The following is a 22,211-nucleotide window of genomic DNA, read 5'->3' on the forward strand; positions in this document are numbered from 1 at the left end:
ACACAGCGCTTTCGCGAGCAAGCCCGCTCCCACATTGGAATTTCATCTGTCTTGAAATAGAGACTGCGCATGAAAATCACAGCACAGAAATTATAAATATCTATATACATCAACAACTTACAAACTTGGCACGCTTCCCGCTATAGCCCCTTCCTACAGCATTACCCCACAACAATAACAATCCGATGGAGACACACCATGAGTGTGATCATTGCCCTGGCGGCGCTCGCGCTGCTGATGCTGGCCGCCTACCGTGGCTATAGCGTCATCCTGTTTGCCCCCATCGCCGCCCTTGGCGCCGTACTGCTCACCGACCCTTCCGCCGTCGCCCCCGCCTTTACCGGGGTGTTCATGGAAAAAATGGTCGGCTTTATCAAACTCTACTTCCCGGTGTTCCTGCTCGGCGCGGTGTTCGGCAAGCTGATCGAGCTGTCAGGCTTTTCGCGCTCGATCGTCGCGGCCGCCATCCGTCTGCTCGGCACCCGCCAGGCGATGCTGGTGATCGTGCTGGTGTGTGCCCTGCTGACCTACGGCGGCGTGTCGCTGTTTGTGGTGGTGTTTGCGGTGTACCCGTTCGCCGCCGAGATGTTCCGCCAGAGCAATATCCCCAAGCGCCTGATCCCGGCGACCATTGCCCTGGGCGCGTTCTCGTTCACCATGGACGCCCTGCCCGGCACGCCGCAGATCCAGAACATCATCCCCAGCACCTTCTTCAACACCACCGCCTGGGCCGCGCCGTGGCTGGGTCTGATCGGCACGATCTTTGTTTTCTGCACCGGCATGCTGTACCTGGCACGCCAGCGCAACAAGGCCCAGCGTGCCGGCGAAGGCTATGGCACCGACTTGCGCAACGAGCCGGAAACCGCCGAAGACCTGAGCCTGCCCAACCCGTGGATCGCCCTGTCGCCGCTGATTCTGGTGGGGGTGATGAACCTGCTGTTCACCCACTGGATCCCGCAGTGGTACGGCAAGACCCACAGCCTTGCCCTGCCGGGCATGAGCGCGCCGGTGACCACGGAAATCGCCAAGCTCACCGCAATCTGGGCGGTGCAGGCGGCGTTGCTGGTGGGGATCATCATGGTCCTGGTGTTTGGCTTTTCGGCGATCAAGAGCAAGTTGGCCGAAGGCAGTAAAAGCGCAGTCAGCGGCGCGCTGCTGGCGGCGATGAACACGGCTTCGGAATACGGCTTCGGTGCGGTGATCGCTTCGCTGCCGGGCTTCCTGGTGTTGGCGGACTGGCTCAAGGGCATCCCCAACCCGCTGGTCAACGAGGCGATTACCGTGACCCTGTTGGCCGGTATCACCGGCTCTGCTTCCGGCGGCATGAGCATCGCCCTGGCGGCCATGTCCGAGAGCTTTATTTCCGCGGCCCATGCCGCCAATATCCCCCTGGAAGTGCTGCACCGGGTCGCGGCCATGGCCAGCGGCGGCATGGACACCCTGCCCCACAACGGCGCGGTCATCACGCTGCTGGCGGTGACCGGGCTGACCCACCGCGAAGCCTACAAGGACATTTTCGGCATCACGATCATCAAGACCCTCGCGGTGTTCGTGGTGATCGGTACTTTCTACGCCACCGGCATTGTGTGAGGTTTTCATGACGACATTGAACGGCAAGACCGCCCTGGTCACCGGCTCCACCAGCGGCATCGGCCTGGGCATTGCCCTGAGCCTGGCCAAAGCCGGCGCCAACCTGATCCTCAACGGCTTCGGCGATGCCAGCGCGGTGATCGCCCAAGTGCAGGCGTTTGGCGGCAAGGTCGGCCATCACCCGGCCGATGTCAGCGACCCGGCGCAGATCGCCGAGATGGTCGCCTACGCCGAGCGCGAGTTCGGTGGCATCGACATCCTGGTCAATAACGCGGGCATCCAGCATGTGGCGGCGGTGGAAGATTTTCCGGTGGAGCGCTGGGACTCGATCATCGCCATTAACCTGTCGTCGGTGTTCCACAGCACGCGCCTGAGCCTGCCGGGCATGAAGGCCAAGGGCTGGGGGCGGATCGTCAACATCGCTTCGGTGCACGGCCAGGTCGGCTCGGTGGGCAAGGCGGCCTACGTCGCGGCCAAGCATGGGGTAATCGGCCTGACCAAGGTCGTTGGCCTGGAAACCGCCACCAGCAACGTGACCTGCAACGCCATTTGCCCCGGCTGGGTCTTGACCCCGCTGGTGCAAAAGCAGATCGATGACCGCATTGCCGCAGGCGTCGACCCGCAACAGGCCCAGCATGACCTGCTGGCCGAGAAGCAGCCGTCATTGGAATTTGTCACGCCACCGCAGTTGGGTGAGCTGGTACTGTTCCTGTGCAGCGAGGCCGGCAGCCAGGTGCGTGGCGCGGCGTGGAATATCGATGGCGGGTGGTTGGCCCAGTAAACCCAAACACCGCAAACCCCCTGTAGAAGCTGGCTTGCCTGCAATAGCGGTCGGCCAGCCACCACCGCTATCGCAGGCAAGCCAGCTCCCACAGTTTGGATGTGTGGTGCCTGGCAGATTTCATACAAGAACAAGAGAGTGCGCCATGTCCGATATCCTCTGGCAACCCAGCCCGGAACGCATCCACAACACCCGGATGGACCAGTTCCGGCGCTTTATCAATGATCGCCACGCCTTGCAGATCAACGATTACCCCAGCCTGCACCAATGGAGCATCGACCAGCGCCCGGCGTTCTGGGCGGCGATTGTCGAGTTCTTCGACGTGCAGTTTCGTACGCCGCCCGGCACAGTGCTGGTGGAAGGCGCGCAGATGCCCAGCGCGCAGTGGTTTCCCGGCGCCACCCTGAACTTTGCCGAGCACCTGCTGCGCCGCCGCGATGACCACCCCGCCGTGGTCGCCATCAGCGAAGACGGCCAGCGCGAACAACTGACCTATGCCGAACTGGCCCGCCACGTCGCCGGCCTGCAGCGCAGCCTGCAAGCAGCCGGCGTGGGCCTGGGAGATCGGGTGGCGGCGTGCATGCCCAATACCTGGCAAACCCTGGTGGGCATGCTCGCCACTACCAGCCTCGGGGCGATCTGGTCGTGTTCCTCGCCGGATTTCGGCACCCAAGGGGTGATCGACCGCTTCGGCCAGATCGAACCCAAGGTGCTGATCACCTGCGCCGGCTATCGCTACGCTGGCAAGCTGATCGACCAGAGCGCCAAGCTCAATGAAATCCTCGAGCGCCTGCCCACCCTGCAACACCTGATCATCGTGCCCTACGCCCGGCCCGAGGCGCGCGTCGAGGATTACCAGACCCAGGCCAACGTAGCCCTGTGGGATGACTTCTACCGCCCGGGCGGCGAACCACAGTTTGTCGCCGTGCCCTTCGACCACCCGCTGTACATCCTCTACTCCAGCGGCACCACCGGCGTGCCCAAGTGCATCATCCACGGCACCGGTGGCGTGCTGCTGACCCACCTCAAGGAACACGGCCTGCACGCCGACCTGTCGCGCGACGACTGCTTGTTCTACTACACCACCTGCGGCTGGATGATGTGGAACTGGCTGGTCTCGGTACTGGCCATCGGCGCCACGGTGGTGCTGTATGACGGCTCGCCGTTTCATCCGGGGCCCGAGCGCCTGATTGACCTGATCGACCAGGAGCGCATCAGCGTGTTCGGCACCAGCCCGAAATTCCTCGCCACCCTGGAAAAAGCCGGCCTGCAACCGCGCCGCAGCCATGACCTGGGCAGCCTCAAGGGCCTGATCTCGACCGGCTCGCCACTGTCGCCCCAGAGCTACGACTACGTGTACCGCGACATCAAACAGGAGCTGTGCCTGTCGTCGATGTCGGGCGGTACCGATATCGTCTCCTGCTTTGTCATCGGCAACCCGGTGCTGCCGGTACGGCGCGGTGAAATGCAATGCAAGAGCCTGGCGATGGCCATCGAAGTGTGGGACGACCAGGGCCGGCCGCTGGTCGGCGAAAAAGGTGAACTGGTGTGCACCCGGCACTTCCCGGCCATGCCCGTCGGCCTGTGGCATGACCCCCAAGGGGAAAAACTGCGCGCCTCGTATTTCAGCCAGTTCCCAGGTGTGTGGGCCCAGGGCGACTATGCCGAGCAACGTTCCAACGGCAGCCTGCTGATCCACGGGCGTTCGGATGCAGTGCTCAACCCCGGCGGCGTACGCATCGGCACGGCGGAGATCTACCGCCAGGTGGAAAAAGTCCCGCAGGTCCTGGAAAGCCTGGCCATCGGCCAACGCTGGCAGGACGATGTGCGCGTGGTGCTGTTTGTGCGGCTCAATGACGGCGAACACCTGGACGCCGCCCTCGAACAGCAGATCCGCGAGGTGATCCGCGCCAACACCACGCCGCGCCACGTGCCGGCGAAGATTCTCAGCGTGAGTGACATCCCGCGCACCATCAGCGGCAAGATCGTCGAGCTGGCGGTAAGAAATGTCGTGCATGGCGAACCGGTGAAAAACACCGATGCCCTGGCCAACCCCGAGGCCCTGGAGCAGTTTCGCGACCGCCCTGAGCTGGCATAAAAGATGAAAGGTTTCAGCGCCCACACACTCATTTGAAGATAAACCCCTCAAGCATGCTATTTTTCGAGGGGTAGCCAGCCGTTTCCGCAGCACGGGATAATCGGCTTCTGTCATTCTTCAAGACGTTACGCGCGGGACACTTACATGAACGGATCACCCACCGGCAGCGAGGCCGCGGCCCTGATCGCACGGCTGGACTGGGCCACAAGCCCCCTCGGTGATGCCAGCCACTGGCCACAAAGCCTGCGCACGGCAATCGATATCGTCATCCACTCACCGATGCCGATGCTGTTGCTGTGGGGCGACGAACTCACGCAGATCTACAACGATGGCTTCGCCCTGCTGGCCGGCAACAAGCACCCCCAGGGCTTTGGCCAGCCGACCCACCGGGTCTGGCCGGAACTGCAACACTTCACCGCCCCCATCTACAGCGCCGTGCTGGCCGGCCAGGTGCGCACCTTCAGCGAGCAGCGTTTTGTCCTGCAACGCAACCACCGCGATACGGAAATCTGGCTGGACCTGACCTACAGCCCGATCCGCGACGAACGTGGCCGGGTCGCCGGGGTCCTGGTGACGGCGATTGAAACCAACGAGCGCCGGCAACTGGCCCAGGAGCTGCAACAACGCTCCGAGGCCAGCCTCAAGGCCCAGCACGATACCGAGCAACGCTTGCAACTGGCCCTGGCCGCCACCGATGCAGTGGGCACCTGGGACTGGGATATCAGCGAAGACCGCTTTATCGCCGACAGCCATTTTGCCCAGTTGCATGGGGTTGATCCGGTTAACGCCCACCAGTTGCCCATCAGTGACTACCTGCAAGGCGTGCACCCGGAAGACCGTGGCATGGTGGCCCGCAGCATCAAGCATTGCATTACCCATGGCACCGAGTACGCCGAGGAATATCGCCTGCTCCAGGCCGACGGGCAGATACGCTGGGTGTTCGCCCGGGGCCGCTGCTACAAGGATCACCACGGCCGACCGGCGCGTTTTCTCGGTGCGGCCCTGGACCTGACCGAACGCAAGCACACCGAGCAAGCCCTGCGCCAGAGCCAGACCGAGCTGCAACTGATCATCAACGCGATGCCGGTGCTGATCGGCTATGTGGATCACCAGGAGCGCTTTCGCCTGAACAACAGCGCCTACCTCGACTGGTACGGCCTGACCCCGCAAGAGCTGTATGGCAAGACCATCCTCGAAGTGATCGGTGCCCAGGTGTACGCCGGGCGCGCCGACAAAATCGCTGCTGCGCTCAAGGGCAAGGCGTGCAGTTTCATCACCGTCACTCCCCATCGCGACGGCCGGCCCCGGCATGCGCTGATGAAGTACCTGCCACGCTTCAGCGCCGATGGCTCGGTCAATGGCTTCTACATCTTTGTGATCGATGAGACCGAACGCAAACTCACCGAAGAAGCCCTGCGCCACCTCAACGACAACCTCGAGGAGCGCGTGGCCCAGCGTACCCAGGCCCTGGCCGAGGCCAACCAGCGCCTGCAAAACGAAATGTTCGAGCGCGAGCGCGCTGAAGATGCGCTGCGCCATGCGCAAAAGATGGAAGCGGTCGGCCAGCTCACGGGCGGGATCGCCCATGACTTCAACAATATGCTCACCGGCATCATCGGCAGCCTGGACCTGATGCAACGCTACATCGCCGCCGGGCGCAGCGATGAGATCGGGCGCTTCACCGATGCCGCCGTGTCCTCGGCCCATCGTGCGGCGGCCCTGACCCATCGCCTGCTGGCCTTCTCCCGGCGCCAGTCGCTGGACCGCCGGCCCCTGGACCCAAACCAGTTGGTTGCGTCCCTGGAAGACCTGTTCCGCCGTACCAAAGGCGCCCATATCGACCTCAAGGTGCAACTGGGCAGTGATATCTGGCCGGTGAACACCGACGCCAGCCAACTGGAAAACGCCCTGCTCAACCTGGTGATCAACGCCCGCGACGCCATGCCCGATGGCGGGCAACTGAGCATCGAGACGGCCAACAGCTACCTCGACGGCACCGACATCACCACCCTGGAACCGGTCAAGGCCGGCGACTACGTGATGCTCGGCGTGTGCGACAACGGCGCCGGCATGACCCCCAAGATCCTGGCCAAGGCCTTCGACCCGTTTTTCACCACCAAGCCCATCGGCCAGGGCACCGGCCTTGGGTTGTCGATGATTTATGGCTTTGCCCAGCAATCCGGCGGCCACGTCACGATCCACAGCGAACCGGGGCGTGGCACCTGCGTGCGCCTGTACCTGCCGCGCCTGTACGGCACCGCCCTGGAAAAAGTCCTGCCGCAAATCCCCGTGGAAGCCCCCGTGGCGCTGGATGGCGAAGCCGTGGTGGTGGTCGAGGACGATGCCGCAGTGCGCATGCTGGTGGTCAACCTGCTCGATGAGCTGGGCTACACCGCCCACCAGGCTGCCGATGCACGCGCGGCCTTGCCGTTGCTGGAGTCTGACCTGCGGGTGGACTTGCTGGTGACCGATGTCGGCCTGCCCGGCATGAACGGCCGGCAACTGGCGGAAATCGCCCGCCAGCACCGCCCTGAGCTCAAAGTGCTGTTCATGACCGGCTATGCCGAAACGGCCGCCGAGCGCCGGGGCTTCCTGGAAGACGGCATGGACATGGTGGCCAAGCCGTTTTCCATCGACCAGTTGGCCACGAAAATCCGCAGCATGATCGGCGTCAACGGCCAAGTTGATGCATAATCCCGCGCCTTCAAGCCCGACCGTTGCAAGGTAACTGCCCGATGAAAGCCCAAGCCCGCCATATCCTGGTCAAGACCAGCGAAGAAGCCGAACAGCTCAAGCAGCGTATTGCCAAGGGCGAAGCCTTTGATGTGCTGGCCAAGAAGTTCTCCACCTGCCCGTCCGGCAAGCGCGGCGGCGATCTGGGTGAAGTGCGGCCGGGGCAGATGGTGGGGGTGATTGATGCGGTGATCTTCAAGAAACCGCTGCGGGTGGTGCATGGGCCGATCAAGAGCAAGTTTGGGTATCACTTGGTGCAGGTGTTCTACCGCGACTGAGGGGTTGGCTCAAGGCCGCTATCGCAGGCAAGCCAGCGCCCACATTTGGAGATGTGAACCCGGCCAAATGTGGGAGCCGGGCTTGCCCGCGATCCGCCGCAGGCGGCCTTATAGCCTGGGAATCAGCGCACCCGGAACCTGGATCACCTGGCTCGCCAACCGGTGCCCCGCCAAGCCCGCTTCTTGTGGCGACCCACCCCTGAGCCGGCTGGCCAGATACGCCGCACTGAACGAATCCCCCGCCGCCGTGGTGTCCACCACCTTCTCTACCACCACCGCCGGCACCGCAAAACGCTCGCCGCCCCGGCGAATCAGACAGTCATCCGCCCCGCGCTTGAGCACCAGTTCATCAATCCCCGGATAGGCGGCGAACACCTGCTCGCTGTCGGCATAGCCAAACAGCGCACGTTCGTCGTCCTCGGTGAGCAAGGCCATATCCACCAGCGCCAACACCTGCTGATAGGCCTCACGAGCGGCTTGGACACTGGCCCACAGACGCGGCCGATAGTTGTTGTCGAACACCACCCGGGCGCCACGTTGCCGGGCTTGCAGCAGCGTGGCCAGCAAGCGTGCGCGCCCCACTTCACCCAATACCGCCAGGGTGATGCCGCTCAAATACAGCACGTCGTAGCTGAGCAAGGCGGCCAGGACCGGTTCGGCCCCTGGCGTGGTGAAGCAATCGCGCACCGCCGCTTCGTTGCGCCAATAGAGGAATTTGCGCTCGCCATTGGCATCGGTCTGGATGCAATACAAACCCGGCAGGCGGCCTGGCAGGCGCTGGACGCGGTCCAGGCCAAGGCCTTCGGCGGCCCATTGCGCGCACATGGCATCGCTGAAACTGTCATCGCCCAGGGCGGTGACGTAATCCACCGTGCTGTTGGCGCCCAGCTCGCGGCGCAGGTAGACGGCGGTGTTCAGGGTGTCGCCACCGAAGCTCTGTTGCAGGCTGCCGTCGGCGCGGTGTTGCAGTTCGATCATGCATTCGCCGATCAGGGCGATGCGCGGGTGTGGGGTCATATTTGGATTCTCGGCTGGGTTTTGGGGCCTCATCGCCGGCAAGCCAGCTCCCACATTTGAATGTGTTCACAAATCCCAATGTGGGAGCTGGCTTGCCTGCGATGGCCGCGACGCGGTCTAGAAACAGGTTTGTAGGGTTTCCACTACCTGCAACTGCTCATCCACCAAACACCCCACCTGCCACTTATCAAAGGTCAGGCACGGGTGCGAGGTGCCAAACGAGATGATGTCGCCAATGCGCAGCTCAACCCCCGCCGCCACGCTCATGAAGGCGTGCTGGTCCATCACCGCCGTAACCTTGCAAGCACTCACGTCATCGCCCACCGCCGGCAACACGCCGGCCTTGTAGCGCTTGAGTGGCACCGGCAGGCCGGCGTCGTAGGCCACGTCACGCTTGCCCAGGGCAATCACTGCAAACCCCGGCTGCGGCAACGATTGCACATGGGCCCAGACTTCCAGGGCCGGGCGCAGGCCTTCAGTGAGGTCGCTACGCCGGTCGAGCACACAGCATTGCGCCTCCTTGTAGATGCCGTGGTCGTGGGCCACATAGCTGCCGGGGCGCAGTACGCTGAGGAAGCGCCCTTCGGCGTTTTGTGCAGCGAAGGACTCGGCGATCAGGTCATACCAGGCCGAGCCCGATGCGGTGATGATTGGCTTGCCCAGGTCAAAGGCACCGCTGTTCTGCATATCCACCGCCAGGCGCACCAGGGACGCAGCAAACTCTCGAATGCCGCTGACGGCATGCTCGCCGTGGATCACCCCTTCGTAACCTTCGATGCCGGTGAGCGCCAGGGCCGGCTGGGCCTTGATTGCCCGTGCCAGGTCCAGCACCTCTTGCTCGCTGCGGCAACCGCAACGGCCGCCGACCACGCCGTATTCGATCATCACGTTCAGGCGCAGGCCACGGGCAGCGAAGAACGCGCCCAGGTCAGCCACGTTGTCCGGGTGATCGACCAGGCAATGGAAGTCAAAGCCGGGGTCAGCCAGCAGCTCGGCGATCAGCGCCATGTTCGGCGCGCCCACCAATTGGTTGGCCATCAATACCCGGCGCACGCCACCGGCATAGGCCGCGCGGGTCTGCACGGCGGTGGCCAGGGTGATGCCCCAGGCGCCCTGCGCCAACTGACGCTGGAACAGCGCCGGCATCATGCTGGTCTTGCCATGGGGCGCCAGCTGCGCGCCGCTGCTGCTGACAAAGTCCTGCATCCAGCGGATGTTGTGTTCCAGGGCCGCGCGGTGCAGCACCAGGGCGGGCAGGCTGACGTCGCGTACCAGGTGGGCACCGCTGGCGGCGGCACCTTTTTCAACGGCATTGAAGGCAGACATGGCGTTACTCCGTTTCGCTATTCATTGATGCGACGGGCCAGGTTGTTGGCGCTTTCGATCAGCACCCGGCGGTAGTCGGCGTAATTGTTCTTGGCGTCGGCCCGTGGAGCGACGATGCACAGGGTCGCAATGGCGACGCCCTGGGCGTCACGCACCGGGGCGGCAAAGCAGTGGGTAAAGGTGTCGGCAACACTGTCGAAGGAAAAGAACCCATCGACAGTGGCCTGGCGGATCTGCCCGAGGAAGGTGTCCAGGGGTAAACGCTGGCCGTCCGGCAGGATAAAGTCGTCGTGGTCGATCAGGTCGATGATCTGCTGGTCGCTCAAATGTCCCAGCAACAAGCGCCCGGAAGCGGTCCAGGGAATCGGCGCGTTTTCACCGATATCCGAAGAAATCCGGAAATGCCGCTCGCCCTCGCGCATCAGCGCCACCGTGTACTTGCGCCCGTTGAGCAGGCACATCTGCGCGGTCTCGTGGGTTTGGCTGACGATCTCCTGCAAGGCGTGATCGGCCTCGCGGGTCAGGTCGAAATGGCGCAAATGGGCCTGGCCGAGGAAGTACAACTGACGCCCCAGGTACACGTGCCCGTCCTTGCCCACGGTTTCGAGAATCCGCCGCTCCAGCAGGGAGGCGACCAGTTCGTAGACCGTGGACTTGGGGCTACCGATGCCACTGGCAATATCGTTGGGGCGCAGGGGCTGGCCGACTTCCTTGAGAAAATCGAGGATATCGAACGCCCGGTCCAGGCCTTTGGCGCGGCGTTTGATGGTGTCTTCGGTCATGGCGGTCTTCATCAGCGTAAGAGGTCCATGTGGGGCGGGGCTTTTGTGGGAGCGGGCTTGCTCGCGAAAGCGGTGTGTCAGCCAACAAATCTGGCACTGATACACCGCTTTCGCGAGCAAGCCCGCTCCCACCCGAATTCACTCCCACATTGAATTTTTAATGGTCTTGAGATCGGGCATTTAGCCTTTTTTCTTGTAGGCCACGCAATCGATCTCAACCTTGCAATCGACCATCATATTCGCCTGCACACAGGCCCGTGCCGGGGCGTGTTCGGGGGTGAAGTACTCGCCGAAGACCTTGTTGAAACTCCAGAAATCCCGCGGGTCCTCCAGCCATACGCCGACCCGGACCACGTCTTCAAGCCCGTAGCCGGCCTCTTCAAGGATCGCCACCACGTTCTTCATGGTCTGGTGGGTCTGTTCGACAATCCCGCCATTGATGATTTCGCCCTCCACCGCCGGCACCTGGCCCGACACGTACAACCAGCCATCGGCCTCCACCGCACGGGCGAATGGGCGGGGTTGGCCACCACCGGCGGTGCTGCCGGCGCCGTAACGAGTAATGCTCATAATGTTGCTCCTTGATTAAAAACGAATACTTTTCAGAAATTCCGCCAGGCGTGGCGATTGCGGGCGCTCGAAGATGTCTTGGGGCGGCCCCTGCTCTTCAATCCGGCCCTGGTTCATAAACACGATGTTGTCCGAGACCTCGTAGGCAAAGCGCATTTCGTGGGTCACCAGCAACATGGTCATGCCCTCTTGCGCCAGGCCCTTGATCACACTGAGCACTTCGCCGACCAACTCCGGGTCCAACGCCGAGGTCACTTCGTCGAACAGCATCAGGCTGGGGTTCATCGCAATCGCCCGGGCAATCGCCACGCGTTGTTGCTGACCGCCGGACAACTGACCGGGGAAGTGGTTGCGCCGTTCCAGCAGGCCCACGCGCTCCAGCCATTTTTCCGCGAGGGCCACTGCCTCGTCCTTGCCCATATGCTTGACCTTGAGCAGGCCCAGGGTGACGTTCTGCAACGCGCTCAGATGGGGGAACAGGTTGAATTGCTGGAACGCCATGCCGGTCATGGCGCGGTGTTGGGCGATGAGTTTTTCCGGGTGGCGTACGCGCTTGCCGGCAACATCGGCATAGCCAATGGACTCTCCGTCTAGGGTGATCTGCCCGCCCTGGAACTCCTCCAGCAGGTTGACGCAGCGCAGCAGCGTGGTCTTGCCCGAGCCGCTGGAGCCGATCAGCGTCACCACGTTGCCGCGCTGCAACGACAGATCGACGCCCTTGAGGACTTCCACCGCGCCGTATTGTTTGCGCAGGCCGCTGATGTTGAGCAATGGTTGATTCATGGCAAGGCCACCCGCTTTTCAATGTAGCGCCCGAATAACTCGATGGCGTAGTTGATGACAAAGAACAGAAACCCGGCGAACAGGTAGAACTCCAGGGTCATGAAGGTCCGGGCGATCACTTGCTGAGTGCTCAACAGCAATTCGGCGACGCCGATCACCGACAGCAGGGTCGAGGCCTTGACGATCTCGGTGGAGGAATTGACCCAGGTCGGCAAAATCTGCCGCAGTGCCTGGGGCAGCAACACATAGCCCAGGGACTGATAGAAGGTCAGGCCGATGGCCTTGCCCGCTTCCAGTTGCCCACGGGGAATGGCTTGCAGCGCACCGCGCACAATCTCGGCGACATGGGAGCCGCAAAACAGCGTCAGGCCCAGGGCGCCGGCCTGGAACGCACTGATCTGCCAACCGAGCGCCGGTGCCATATAGAAGCAGGCCAGCACCAGCACAAACACCGGGGTGCCACGGATCAGGTCAACGTACAGACGAAACGGCGCGCGCATCCAGAACTTGCCGTAGGTCAGCACCAGCCCGGCGACAATGCCGATCAGGGTGCCGAAGATAATCGCCAGCACCGAGCAATACACACTGGTCTGGAACCCGGCCCACAGGGTTGCCCGGGCGATCCACAACTCATGCAGCCAATACATGCAAAACCCCTCTCATCGACGAATCGCCAGGCGCTGTTCCAGGTAACGCAGCAGCAGGGCGATGAGGTAACAGGCAGCCACATAGAGCGCGGTCGTCACCAGCCAGGTTTCAATCACCCGGTAGCTTTCGACGTTGATCTTGCGGGCGTAATAGGTCAGCTCCGGCACCGCAATCGCCGCCGCCAGGGAGGTGTCCTTGAACAGCGAGATAAAGTTGTTCGACAGCGCCGGCAGCACGTTGCGCAGCATCACCGGCACCGTGATATAGGCGCGGATCTGCCACTCCCCCAGGCCAATCGCCAGGCCGGCTTCGCGCAGGCCCTTGGGAATATTCAACAGGCCGGCACGAAACACTTCGGTCAGATACGCCCCGGCATACAGCGACAGGGTGATGATGAACGAGGGGATCTTGTCCAGGCGGATACCCAGGCTGGGCAAGGCGAAGTAGATCAACAGGATCAGCACCAGGATCGGCGTGTTGCGCACCACCGTCACATACACCGAGGCCAGGATGCGCAGCGCACGGTGCCGGGACAGCATGGCAAAAGCCATCAACAGGCCGATCACGCAGCCGATGGCAATCGACAGCAAGGCCAGTTGCAGGCCCAGGCCGAGGCCCGCGAGCAAGGTGTCGAAATCGCGCCAGACTGCGGCAAAATTCAACTGATAGTTCATGGTCGGCAGTACCTTGAGCGGGGCGCCCGCTGCGACGCCGCGCGCTCAACAATCATTTGAATTCCACCGGAAAGCCAATCGCCGGGCTCGGCAGGTCGACGCCAAACCACTGCTTGAACGAGGCCGCATAGGTGGGGAACTCGACGCCGGTCATGGCTTCATGCAGCGCCGTGTTGACGAAGTTCAGCCAATCCTGGTCGCCACGCTTGACCGCGCACGCGTAGGTTTGCGGGCTCCAGGCGTAGGTGGGGCTGCGGTAGCGGCCGGGGTTCTGCACCATCAGGTACTTGACCGAAGACTGGTCGGTGGCAGCGGCGTCGGCACGCCCGGAGTTCACGGCCTGGTACATCAGGTCGACGCTGTCGTATTGGTCGACCTTGGCCTTGGGCAGCGCCTGGTGCACCAGTTCTTCGGCGTAGACGTTTTGCAGCACCGCCACGGTGACGTCGTCGCCCGCTGCCTGCAGGTCTTCGATTTGCTGGTATTTGCTGTTGGCCGGCAACAGCAGGCCCACGCCTTCGCGGTAGTACGGCAGGGTGAACGCCACCTGTTGCGCGCGGCTGGCGGTGACGGTGATGAACTGGCAGCTCATGTCGACTTTGTTGGTCAACAGGTTGGGAATCCGCGCATCGGAGGACTGCACCACAAACTCGACCTTGCTCGGGTCGTTGAACAGGCCCTTGGCGACAATACGTCCGATATCGATATCAAAACCCTGCAACTTGCCATCCGCTCCCTGGAAGTGCCACGGCGCATTGGTACTGCCTGTACCGACAATCAGGTGCCCACGCTTGAGCACATCGTCGAGCTTGCTGTCGGCCTGCACTTGGCTGGCGAGGGAAGCCGAGGCGGCGAACAGAAAAACACAGGCTTTAAACACGGAAGGTCGGCGATGCATGACAAGCACTCCAGGAGTTGTGTATTCCGCTATACCGGAACATGGTATGTAACAACGGAATAGACAGCAGAAAGTGTGCCACAGCCAGTAACAGAAAAATATTGAAGAGTTAAAGGTGTTTTAAATCAGCCAGATAACAAGGCATCGACGAACCAGCGCCGCGCCAGTCACACCAGGCACACTGCTACCGTGCGCCCCAATCCGTTGCGATCCGTCACATTTGGGTGCGTTACCTGTGAATTCTCACAGTAGACCGTCCGGCCCGCCCGGCTTAGGGTTTGGCCACGGGCCTATAAGGAGATTGTCATGGGAATGATCAACACGCTGATCGACGACGCGGATGCGTATAGACGGGCGCTGCAGACACAACGCACGGTGTTCATGCTCTTTGTATCGCCCCAGTGCCCGGCGTGCGGCGCGGCCAAGCCACTGTTTCGCAAAGTGGCCGGCCGCTATCGCCGTCAGGTAGCGCTTTATGTACTCGATACGAGCCAGACCCCACGGCATCCCGAGGTGACCGGCACACCGACGCTGCTGATATTGAAAAACGGCAGGCTGGTCGAGAAGCTCAAGGGGTTCGGCCCCTGGGAGACCCAGGAGCAGACCCTGAAGAGAACCTTCGAGCGGCACACCCGTGGTGTGCCAACCAAAAGGGCAAAACCCCGTTAACCCGCCGTGACAGGCATCAGCAACACCTGCGTCACCCGGCGCTCCTCCACCGCCGCCACCGTCAAGCGCCAGCCTTCGTATTCCAGGCTGTCACCCACCACCGGCAGGCGATCCAACAGGCTCATGACCAGGCCAGCCAAGGTCTGGTAATCCTCGGTGGCCACCGCCTGGAAACCCGTGCGCTGGCGAATCAGATTCAGGTTCAACGCACCGTTGGCGCGGTAACCGCCCTGCTCCTGGACGATGTCCGGGCCTTCGACTTCACTGGCATCGGGCAACTCACCGGCGATGGATTCGAGGATGTCAGTCATGCTCAACACCCCCATGAAATCGCCGAATTCGTTGATCACAAAGGCGATGTGCGTCGACTCCTGGCGCATCTGCTCCAGGGCGTTGAGGATCGAGAAGCTGTCGAGCAGGTTGATCGCCCGCCGCGCCAGGTGTTCCAGGTTCGGCTCGTTGCCGGCCAGGTACTCCTTGAGCAACTCCTTCTTATGCACGAAGCCCAGGGGCTCATCCACCGCGCCATTACGGATCAGCGGCAAGCGCGAGTAGGACGAGTGCATCAATTTCAGGCGAATCGTCTCCGGGTCGTCGGCCAAGTCGATGTAGTCGACATTCGCCCGCGGGGTCATCAAGGTGCGGATCGGCCGCTCGGCCAACTGCAATACACCGCTGATCATCACGCGCTCACGGCGGTCGAACAGCGGGCCTTGACTGCCCTGGGAGTCGCCCAGCAGGTCCGTAACGTCCTCACCCACCTCTTCCACCGCCAGGCTGCGACCACCCAGCAAGCGCATCACCGCATGGGCAGTGCGCTCACGGATCGGCCGCACGCCTTGCGCCGACTTCTTGCGGCGCGCCCGGGCGATCTGGTTGAACACCTCGATCAGGATCGAGAAACCGATGGCCGCGTACAGGTAGCCTTTAGGGATATGGAAGCCCAGGCCTTCGGCGGTCAGGGCGAAACCGATCATCATCAAGAAGCCCAGACACAGCATGATCACCGTCGGGTGCGCGTTGACGAAGCGGGTCAGCGGCTTGCTGGCCACGATCATCACGCCGATGGACACGATCACCGCGATCATCATCACCGCCAGTTCGTCCACCATGCCGACCGCAGTAATCACCGCGTCGAGGGAGAACACGGCGTCCAGCACCACGATCTGCGCCACGATCGGCCAGAACATCGCGTAGGCCGCATTGCCGGTGCGTTCGGTGACATGCCCTTCGAGCCGCTCATGCAACTCCATGGTGGCCTTGAACAACAGGAACACACCACCAAACAGCATGATCAGGTCGCGTCCGGAGAAGCTCTTGTCGAACACCTCGAACAACGGCTGGGTCAAGGTCACCAACCAGGAAATACTCGCCAGCAAGCCCAGGCGCATGATCAGCGCCAGGGACAAACCGATCAACCGCGCACGGTCACGCTGCTCCGGCGGCAGCTTGTCCGCGAGAATCGCGATAAACACCAGGTTGTCGATACCCAGTACCAGTTCCAACACAATCAAGGTCAACAGGCCGAGCCAGGCCGTTGGATCCGCTAACCATTCCATATAGAAGTCTCTGTCTCTTTATTGATTTTCAGAATGCCGGGCACAACAAGACGCGGTCCGATGACCGGGAAAAGGTTAGCAGTCTGAATAGAGGATGTTTCAGCGGGAACGTCGGCAGTAGCGGTCTTGGGGAAAGACGACTGGGGGGCTCCGAGAGGGTGTTCATGCAAGTCCTGCAGTGAGAAAAGGACTTTAATCCTACAGCGGAAATACAAATCTCCTACAATTTAAAACTATTACAAGATCTGTAAAAGCCGCCCCCAGAAGCCTGTGCTGTGGGCTTGTGTAGGAGCTGGCTTGCCAGCGATGCAGACACCTCGGTGTATCAGGTAGATCGAGGCGATGCTATCGCTGGCAAGCCAGCTCCTACACAAGCCAGCCCCCTCACACACGCCAGTGCCCATATTTTGAGAGGAGACAGGTCAGGTTTTACGGGTAGCGTCGTCCAGCGCCAGGATGGTGTGGGCATTGGTTACCGTGGTCGCCAGGGTATTGATCACCCCCGAGCGCAACGCCCCCAGGGTCGCGGCGGCCTTGGTGTTTTCACTGGCAATCGCCACCACATCGGGAATGCGGAACAACTCCTGCACCGTCAAGCCGATCACCCGCCCCTGGATGGCGTTGACCGCCGGCTGGCCATGAATGTCGATAAAGTCGTAGCCCATCATGTCGCCCACGGTGCCGGACAAGCGCGCCTGGGCGATTTCCTGGGGTGAGAACCAGCCCATGCGCACCATGTTGCTGTTCTCGCTCATGTCACCAATACCGATCAGCGCCATGTCGGCACGCCGTGCGCGGTCGAGGGTCGAGCGTACGGTGTCGTTGCTGATCAGCACGCTGCGCAGTTCCGGGTTGGCCACCAGCGCCGGGGCGTACAGGCTTTCGCTCTCGCCGCCAAAACGCAGGGCCAGGCGGCGGCAGATATGGTCGGGGTTCATGTATTCGCCGGCCTTGAGCGAACCGCCAATGGCGCAGACAAACGTGCAGTTGCGCGTTACCGGCAAAAACACGTTATCGGCCACCGCCCCCACATTACGCCCCATGCCCACGGCGACAATCATGCCGTCGCCCAGGGTCTTGTTCAGGTAGTTGGCCACCAGGCTGGCCACGGCGGAGCGCTGGGTGTCGGCGTCGCTGTGGTCGACCGCGATCAACGCGCGATCCAACTGGAAACGCTCCACCAGCGCCTGTTCCAGTTCGTTGTTCATCGCCGGATGCTGCAGCACCCGCACCTCGACAATCCCTTCATCGCGCGCACGCTTGAGCAGCCGGCTGACTTTCGCCCGGGACAGGTCAAAGCGCTTGGCGATGGCTTCCTGAGTGACGTTCTCAAGGTAATAGAGCATCGCCACTTCGGTCATCAGATCGATATCGCTGGCGGTGCGCAGGGTACTGTCACTCATGGGGACGGGCTTCCGTTTCGGCGTCAAAGGCGCATTCTCCCGACTCTTGCCCTGCTCCGTCCACTACTGATGCCCATCACGCTCAATGGCATTGATGCGCTCGACCTTGGCCCCGGACCGCGCCGCCTCGAACTCCGAGGCCAGAAACGCGGTGACGATGCTCTTGGCCAGCTCCGCCCCCACCACCCGCGCACCGATGGACAGGATCTGCGCATCGTTGCTCTTGCGAGCGCGCTCCGCCGAATAGGTGTCATGGGCCTGGGCCGCGCGAATGCCCAAGACTTTATTGGCCGAGATCGCCATGCCGATGCCCGTGCCACACACCAGCACCCCCAGGCGCTGTTGCCCGGCATTGATGGCCGTGGCCACCGCCAGCGCAATATCCGGGTAGAGCACCGGAGCTGTGGAATGGGTGCCAAAGTCGGTCACCGGATACCCCAGCGCCTCGATGTGGCGCTTTAACAGCTCCTTGAGCTCAAAACCCGCTTCGTCACATCCGATAGCCACCGGGAAAGGTGTGTTCATGGCATTAGGCTCCGCTGCCGTGGTGAAGCTTAAGACTGATCATATGATCACTCAATGAAATTTCGATCAGTCATTTCTCGGATATTCCCTCGCAACTGTCAAGCACGTTTTAACTGACCCTCCAGTCAAACCCCTCTAAAACGCCATACATCAAGAAAATCTTGGCGATTACAAGTTTTCAATGAAAGAGATTGACTGATCAGAATTTCATTTGATACACATATGCTCACGCAGCAACACGACTGTGTACCTAATAAGAACTCACAGCACGAGGACACGCCGATGGCCACGCCATTACTGCTCCAGGCTGAACACGTCGCCAAGGCCTACGCCGGCATCCCTGCCCTGCGTGACGGCCGCCTCTCGCTGCGGGCCGGCAGTGTGCATGCCCTGTGCGGCGGCAATGGCGCCGGCAAATCCACGTTCCTCAGTATCTTGATGGGCATCACCCAGCGTGACGCCGGCAGCATCCTGCTCAATGGCGCCCCCGCGCATTTCCATCGCCCCAGCGAAGCATTGGCGGCGGGGGTCGCGATGATCACCCAGGAGCTGGAGCCAATCCCCTACATGAGTGTCGCCGAAAACATCTGGCTGGGCCGCGAACCGCGGCGCGCCGGCTGCATCGTCGACAGCAAGGAACTGCACCGGCGTACCCGCGAACTCCTGGAAAGCCTGGAGTTCGAGGTCGACGCCAGCGCGCCCATGCATCGCTTGAGCGTGGCGCAGATCCAACTGGTGGAGATCGCCAAGGCGTTCAGCCATGACTGCCAGGTGATGATCATGGATGAACCCACGTCCGCCATCGGCGAGCGCGAAGCCGAAACCCTGTTCAAGGCCATCCGCCGCCTCACCGCCCGTGGCGCCGGGATTGTCTATGTGTCCCATCGCCTCAGCGAGCTTGCGCAGATTGCCGACGACTACAGCATCTTTCGCGATGGCGCCTTCGTCGAAAGCGGGCGCATGGCCGATATCGACCGCGCCCACCTGGTGCGCGGCATCGTCGGCCAGGAACTGACACGCATCGACCACAAGGTCGGTCGCGAAAGCGCCGCCGAGTGTTGCCTGGACGTCCAAGGCCTGAGCCGCAGCGGCGAGTTCCAGGACATCAGCCTGCAATTGCGCCAGGGCGAAATCCTCGGCATCTACGGCCTGATGGGTTCGGGGCGCAGCGAGTTCCTCAACTGCATCTACGGCCTGACCACCCCGGACGCCGGCAGCGTCACCCTGCAAGGCAAGCCGATGCCCATCGGCCTGCCCAAGGCGACCATCCGCGCCGGCATGTCCCTGGTCACCGAAGACCGCAAGGAAAGCGGCCTGGTGCTCAGTTCCAGCATCCTCTCGAACATCGCGTTGTCGGCGTACAAGCAGCTGTCGAGCTGGTCGCTGATCAACGCGCGCAAGGAAAACCAACTGGCCGAGGACATGGTCAAGCGCCTGCAAATCAAGACCACCTCCCTGGACCTGCCGGTGGCCTCCATGAGCGGCGGCAACCAGCAAAAGGTGGTGCTCGCCAAATGCCTGTCGACCCAACCGGTGTGCCTGCTGTGCGATGAGCCGACCCGGGGCATCGATGAAGGCGCCAAGCAGGAGATCTATCACTTGCTCGACCAGTTCGTGCGCGCCGGTGGCGCGGCCATCGTGGTGTCGTCCGAGGCCCCGGAACTGCTGCACCTGAGTGACCGTATCGCGGTCTTCAAGGGCGGCCGCCTGGTGACTATCAGCAGCGACACCGCCCTTTCCCAGGAAGCCTTGTTGAGTCTTGCCTCATGAACGCCAAAACCCTTGCCACGCCACTGACCACCCCCGCGCGCAGCCGCCTGCGGCTTTCCCTCGACCGCTTTGGCCTGCCGCTGGTGTTTATCCTGCTGTGCGTGGTCATGGCGTTTGCCAGCGAATACTTCATGACCTGGCGCAACTGGATGGACATCCTGCGCCAGACATCCATCAACGGCATCCTGGCGGTGGGCATGACCTATGTGATCCTGACCAAGGGCATCGACCTCTCGGTAGGTTCGATCCTCGCCTTCGCCGGCCTGTGCAGCGCCCTGGTCGCGACCCAGGGCTACGGCCTGCTCGCTGCCGTCAGCGCCGGGATGTTTGCCGGGGCGATGCTGGGGGTGGTCAACGGGTTCATGGTGGCCAACCTGTCAATCCCGCCCTTTGTCGCCACCCTCGGCATGCTGAGTATTGCCCGCGGCATGACCTTTATCCTCAACGACGGCAGCCCGGTCACCGACCTGCCGGACGCCTACCTGGCGCTGGGCATCGGCAAGCTGGGGCCGATTGGCATACCGATCATCATCTTTGCCGTGGTCGCGCTGATTTTCTGGATGGTGCTGCGCTACACCACCTACGGGCGCTATGTGTACGCGGTGGGCGGCAATGAAAAAAGCGCGCGCACCTCAGGGATCGGCGTGCGCAAGGTGACGTTCTCGGTGTATGTGGTTTCGGGTTTGCTGGCCGGCCTGGCAGGCGTGGTGCTGTCCGCGCGCACCACCTCCGCCCTGCCCCAGGCCGGCATGTCTTATGAGCTGGATGCGATTGCCGCCGTGGTGATCGGCGGCACCAGCTTGTCCGGCGGCGTCGGCACCATTGTCGGCACGCTGTTCGGCGCGCTGCTGATCGGGGTGATCAACAACGGCCTGAACCTGCTCGGCGTGTCCTCCTATTACCAACAGGTCGCCAAGGGCCTGATCATCGTGCTCGCGGTGTTGATCGACGTGTGGCGCAAGAAAAAACGCTAGTCGCTTTTGCTCTGAACCGAACTGAACGACCACAACAATAAACGGGGTTCTCATCATGAAATTCGCTACATCGTTTGCCGCCGTGGCGGCCCTCTCCCTGCTCGCCAGCAGCATCACCCTGGCCGCCGATGGCAAGACCTACAAAGTCGGCGCCGCCGTGTACGGCCTCAAGGGCCAGTTCATGCAGAACTGGGTGCGCGAGCTCAAGGAACATCCGGCAGTCAAGGACGGCACCGTGCAGTTGACCGTGTTCGACGGCAACTATGACGCGCTGACCCAAAACAACCAGATCGAAAACATGGTCACCCAGCGCTATGACGCGATCCTGTTTGTACCCATCGACACCAAGGCCGGCGTCGGCACGGTGAAGCAGGCGATGTCCAATGATGTGGTGGTGATCGCCTCCAACACCAAGGTCGCCGATGCCAGCGTGCCGTACGTGGGCAACGACGATGTCGAGGGCGGTCGCCTGCAGGCCCAGGCCATGGTCGACAAGCTCCAGGGCAAGGGCAATGTGGTGATCATCCAGGGCCCGATCGGCCAGTCGGCGCAGATCGACCGCGAAAAGGGCGAGCTGGAAGTGCTGGGCAAGCACCCCGGAATCAAGATCATCGAGAAAAAGACCGCCAACTGGGACCGCGCCCAGGCCCTGACCCTGACTGAAGACTGGCTGAACGCCCACCCCAAGGGCATCAACGGGGTGATCGCGCAAAACGACGACATGGCCCTGGGCGCCGTGCAGGCCCTCAAATCCCATGGCCTGACCTCCAAGGAGGTGCCCGTCACCTCCATCGACGGCATGCCCGACGCCATCCAGGCGGCCAAAAGAGACGAAGTCACCACCTTCCTGCAAGACGCCCAGGCCCAGTCCCAGGGCGCACTGGACGTGGCCCTGCGGCAACTGGCGGGCAAGGACTACAAACCCAAGTCGGTGATCTGGGAGCGTTATGCCAAGGACGTGACCTGGGGCGACGGCACCGCGAAGAACTACATCCTGCCGTGGGTGCCGGTGACCAATGCCAATGCGGATGCGCTGTACCAGCAGGTCAGCGGTACTAAATAGCAGTTCGACCTGTAAATGCTATCCAAATGTGGGAGCGGGCTTGCTCGCGAAGGCGGTGGGTCAGCCAACT

The 22,211-nt window shown here is 62.2% G+C and carries 20 protein-coding genes; 9 read left to right on the top strand and 11 right to left on the bottom strand.

All coding sequences use genetic code 11. The annotated features are described in order from the left end of the window. Positions 1-198 precede the first annotated feature (198 nt). The 5 genes from ACO77H_RS16395 (at position 199) to ACO77H_RS16415 (ending at position 7,480) form a co-directional block, all read left to right on the top strand. Positions 199-1,590, top strand: coding sequence for a GntP family permease (locus tag ACO77H_RS16395; protein WP_308936207.1), 1,392 nt, complete (start codon positions 199-201; stop codon positions 1,588-1,590). A gap of 7 nt (positions 1,591-1,597) precedes the next feature. After that, positions 1,598-2,371, top strand: a complete 774-nt coding sequence (locus tag ACO77H_RS16400; RefSeq protein WP_057959252.1) for a 3-hydroxybutyrate dehydrogenase — start codon at positions 1,598-1,600, stop codon at positions 2,369-2,371. 145 nt (positions 2,372-2,516) lie between these two features. Further along, positions 2,517-4,469 carry an acetoacetate--CoA ligase gene (locus ACO77H_RS16405; protein WP_432754289.1) on the top strand — a complete coding sequence of 651 codons (1,953 nt, stop codon included), beginning with the start codon at positions 2,517-2,519 and terminating at the stop codon, positions 4,467-4,469. A 144-nt stretch (positions 4,470-4,613) separates the two neighbouring features. Then, positions 4,614-7,163, top strand: a complete 2,550-nt coding sequence (locus ACO77H_RS16410; RefSeq protein WP_432754290.1) for a PAS domain-containing protein — start codon at positions 4,614-4,616, stop codon at positions 7,161-7,163. A gap of 41 nt (positions 7,164-7,204) precedes the next feature. Next, the gene (locus ACO77H_RS16415; RefSeq protein WP_029293742.1) at positions 7,205-7,480 is read left to right on the top strand and encodes a peptidylprolyl isomerase; all 276 of its coding nucleotides are present in this window, start codon (positions 7,205-7,207) and stop codon (positions 7,478-7,480) included. Positions 7,481-7,588: 108 nt separating this feature from the next. Here the strand turns inward: ACO77H_RS16415 and ACO77H_RS16420 are convergent, their stop codons facing one another. From ACO77H_RS16420 to ACO77H_RS16455, 8 genes are all read right to left on the bottom strand, one after another. Next, a complete protein-coding gene (locus ACO77H_RS16420) occupies positions 7,589-8,497 on the bottom strand; it encodes a sugar kinase (protein ID WP_432754291.1) in 909 nt (302 codons plus the stop codon). 117 nt (positions 8,498-8,614) lie between these two features. Then, positions 8,615-9,823: an amino acid deaminase gene (locus ACO77H_RS16425; protein WP_170041178.1), complete on the bottom strand. Its 1,209-nt coding sequence runs from the start codon at positions 9,821-9,823 to the stop codon at positions 8,615-8,617. Between the two features lie 17 nt (positions 9,824-9,840). Next, on the bottom strand, positions 9,841-10,605 hold the full coding sequence (locus ACO77H_RS16430; RefSeq protein WP_169956620.1) for an IclR family transcriptional regulator: 765 nt from the start codon (positions 10,603-10,605) through the stop codon (positions 9,841-9,843). A 180-nt stretch (positions 10,606-10,785) separates the two neighbouring features. Beyond that, positions 10,786-11,175, bottom strand: coding sequence for a RidA family protein (locus ACO77H_RS16435; RefSeq protein ID WP_032857221.1), 390 nt, complete (start codon positions 11,173-11,175; stop codon positions 10,786-10,788). Positions 11,176-11,190: 15 nt separating this feature from the next. Continuing rightward, entirely contained in the window at positions 11,191-11,958 is a 768-nt protein-coding gene (locus ACO77H_RS16440; RefSeq protein WP_169956570.1) for an amino acid ABC transporter ATP-binding protein, read from the bottom strand. Beyond that, complete coding sequence (locus ACO77H_RS16445) at positions 11,955-12,605, bottom strand: amino acid ABC transporter permease (protein WP_057440845.1); 651 nt, start codon at positions 12,603-12,605, stop codon at positions 11,955-11,957. The genes ACO77H_RS16440 and ACO77H_RS16445 overlap by 4 nt, the downstream gene beginning before the upstream one ends. A gap of 12 nt (positions 12,606-12,617) precedes the next feature. Continuing rightward, the gene (locus ACO77H_RS16450) at positions 12,618-13,280 is read right to left on the bottom strand and encodes an amino acid ABC transporter permease (protein ID WP_169956572.1); all 663 of its coding nucleotides are present in this window, start codon (positions 13,278-13,280) and stop codon (positions 12,618-12,620) included. Between the two features lie 52 nt (positions 13,281-13,332). Further along, positions 13,333-14,178, bottom strand: a complete 846-nt coding sequence (locus tag ACO77H_RS16455) for a transporter substrate-binding domain-containing protein (protein ID WP_432754292.1) — start codon at positions 14,176-14,178, stop codon at positions 13,333-13,335. Positions 14,179-14,484: 306 nt separating this feature from the next. Here ACO77H_RS16455 and ACO77H_RS16460 point away from each other — a divergent pair, with 306 nt between their 5' ends. Then, the gene (locus ACO77H_RS16460; RefSeq protein WP_432754293.1) at positions 14,485-14,847 is read left to right on the top strand and encodes a thioredoxin family protein; all 363 of its coding nucleotides are present in this window, start codon (positions 14,485-14,487) and stop codon (positions 14,845-14,847) included. Here the strand turns inward: ACO77H_RS16460 and ACO77H_RS16465 are convergent. The 3 genes from ACO77H_RS16465 to rpiB form a co-directional block, all read right to left on the bottom strand. Next, entirely contained in the window at positions 14,844-16,406 is a 1,563-nt protein-coding gene (locus ACO77H_RS16465) for a TerC family protein (RefSeq protein ID WP_169956578.1), read from the bottom strand. The genes ACO77H_RS16460 and ACO77H_RS16465 overlap by 4 nt on opposite strands. Positions 16,407-16,828: 422 nt before the next feature. Further along, positions 16,829-17,809, bottom strand: a complete 981-nt coding sequence (locus tag ACO77H_RS16470) for a sugar-binding transcriptional regulator (RefSeq protein ID WP_029293725.1) — start codon at positions 17,807-17,809, stop codon at positions 16,829-16,831. Positions 17,810-17,872: 63 nt separating this feature from the next. Then, positions 17,873-18,334 carry a ribose 5-phosphate isomerase B gene (rpiB, locus tag ACO77H_RS16475; protein ID WP_029293723.1) on the bottom strand — a complete coding sequence of 154 codons (462 nt, stop codon included), beginning with the start codon at positions 18,332-18,334 and terminating at the stop codon, positions 17,873-17,875. Between the two features lie 282 nt (positions 18,335-18,616). Between rpiB and ACO77H_RS16480 the strand changes: the two genes are divergently transcribed. Genes ACO77H_RS16480 through ACO77H_RS16490 form a run of 3 tightly spaced genes read left to right on the top strand, consistent with a single transcriptional unit; the run spans position 18,617 to position 22,141 of the window. Further along, positions 18,617-20,104, top strand: coding sequence for a sugar ABC transporter ATP-binding protein (locus tag ACO77H_RS16480; RefSeq protein ID WP_432754294.1), 1,488 nt, complete (start codon positions 18,617-18,619; stop codon positions 20,102-20,104). Continuing rightward, positions 20,101-21,078, top strand: coding sequence for an ABC transporter permease (locus ACO77H_RS16485; protein WP_170041172.1), 978 nt, complete (start codon positions 20,101-20,103; stop codon positions 21,076-21,078). The genes ACO77H_RS16480 and ACO77H_RS16485 overlap by 4 nt, the downstream gene beginning before the upstream one ends. A gap of 55 nt (positions 21,079-21,133) precedes the next feature. After that, positions 21,134-22,141, top strand: a complete 1,008-nt coding sequence (locus ACO77H_RS16490) for a substrate-binding domain-containing protein (protein WP_172311711.1) — start codon at positions 21,134-21,136, stop codon at positions 22,139-22,141. The last annotated feature ends 70 nt before the right edge of the window (positions 22,142-22,211 follow it).

Origin of the sequence: Pseudomonas sp. WMBT8 (assembly GCF_050916005.1) — a bacterium.
GTDB lineage: Bacteria > Pseudomonadota > Gammaproteobacteria > Pseudomonadales > Pseudomonadaceae > Aquipseudomonas.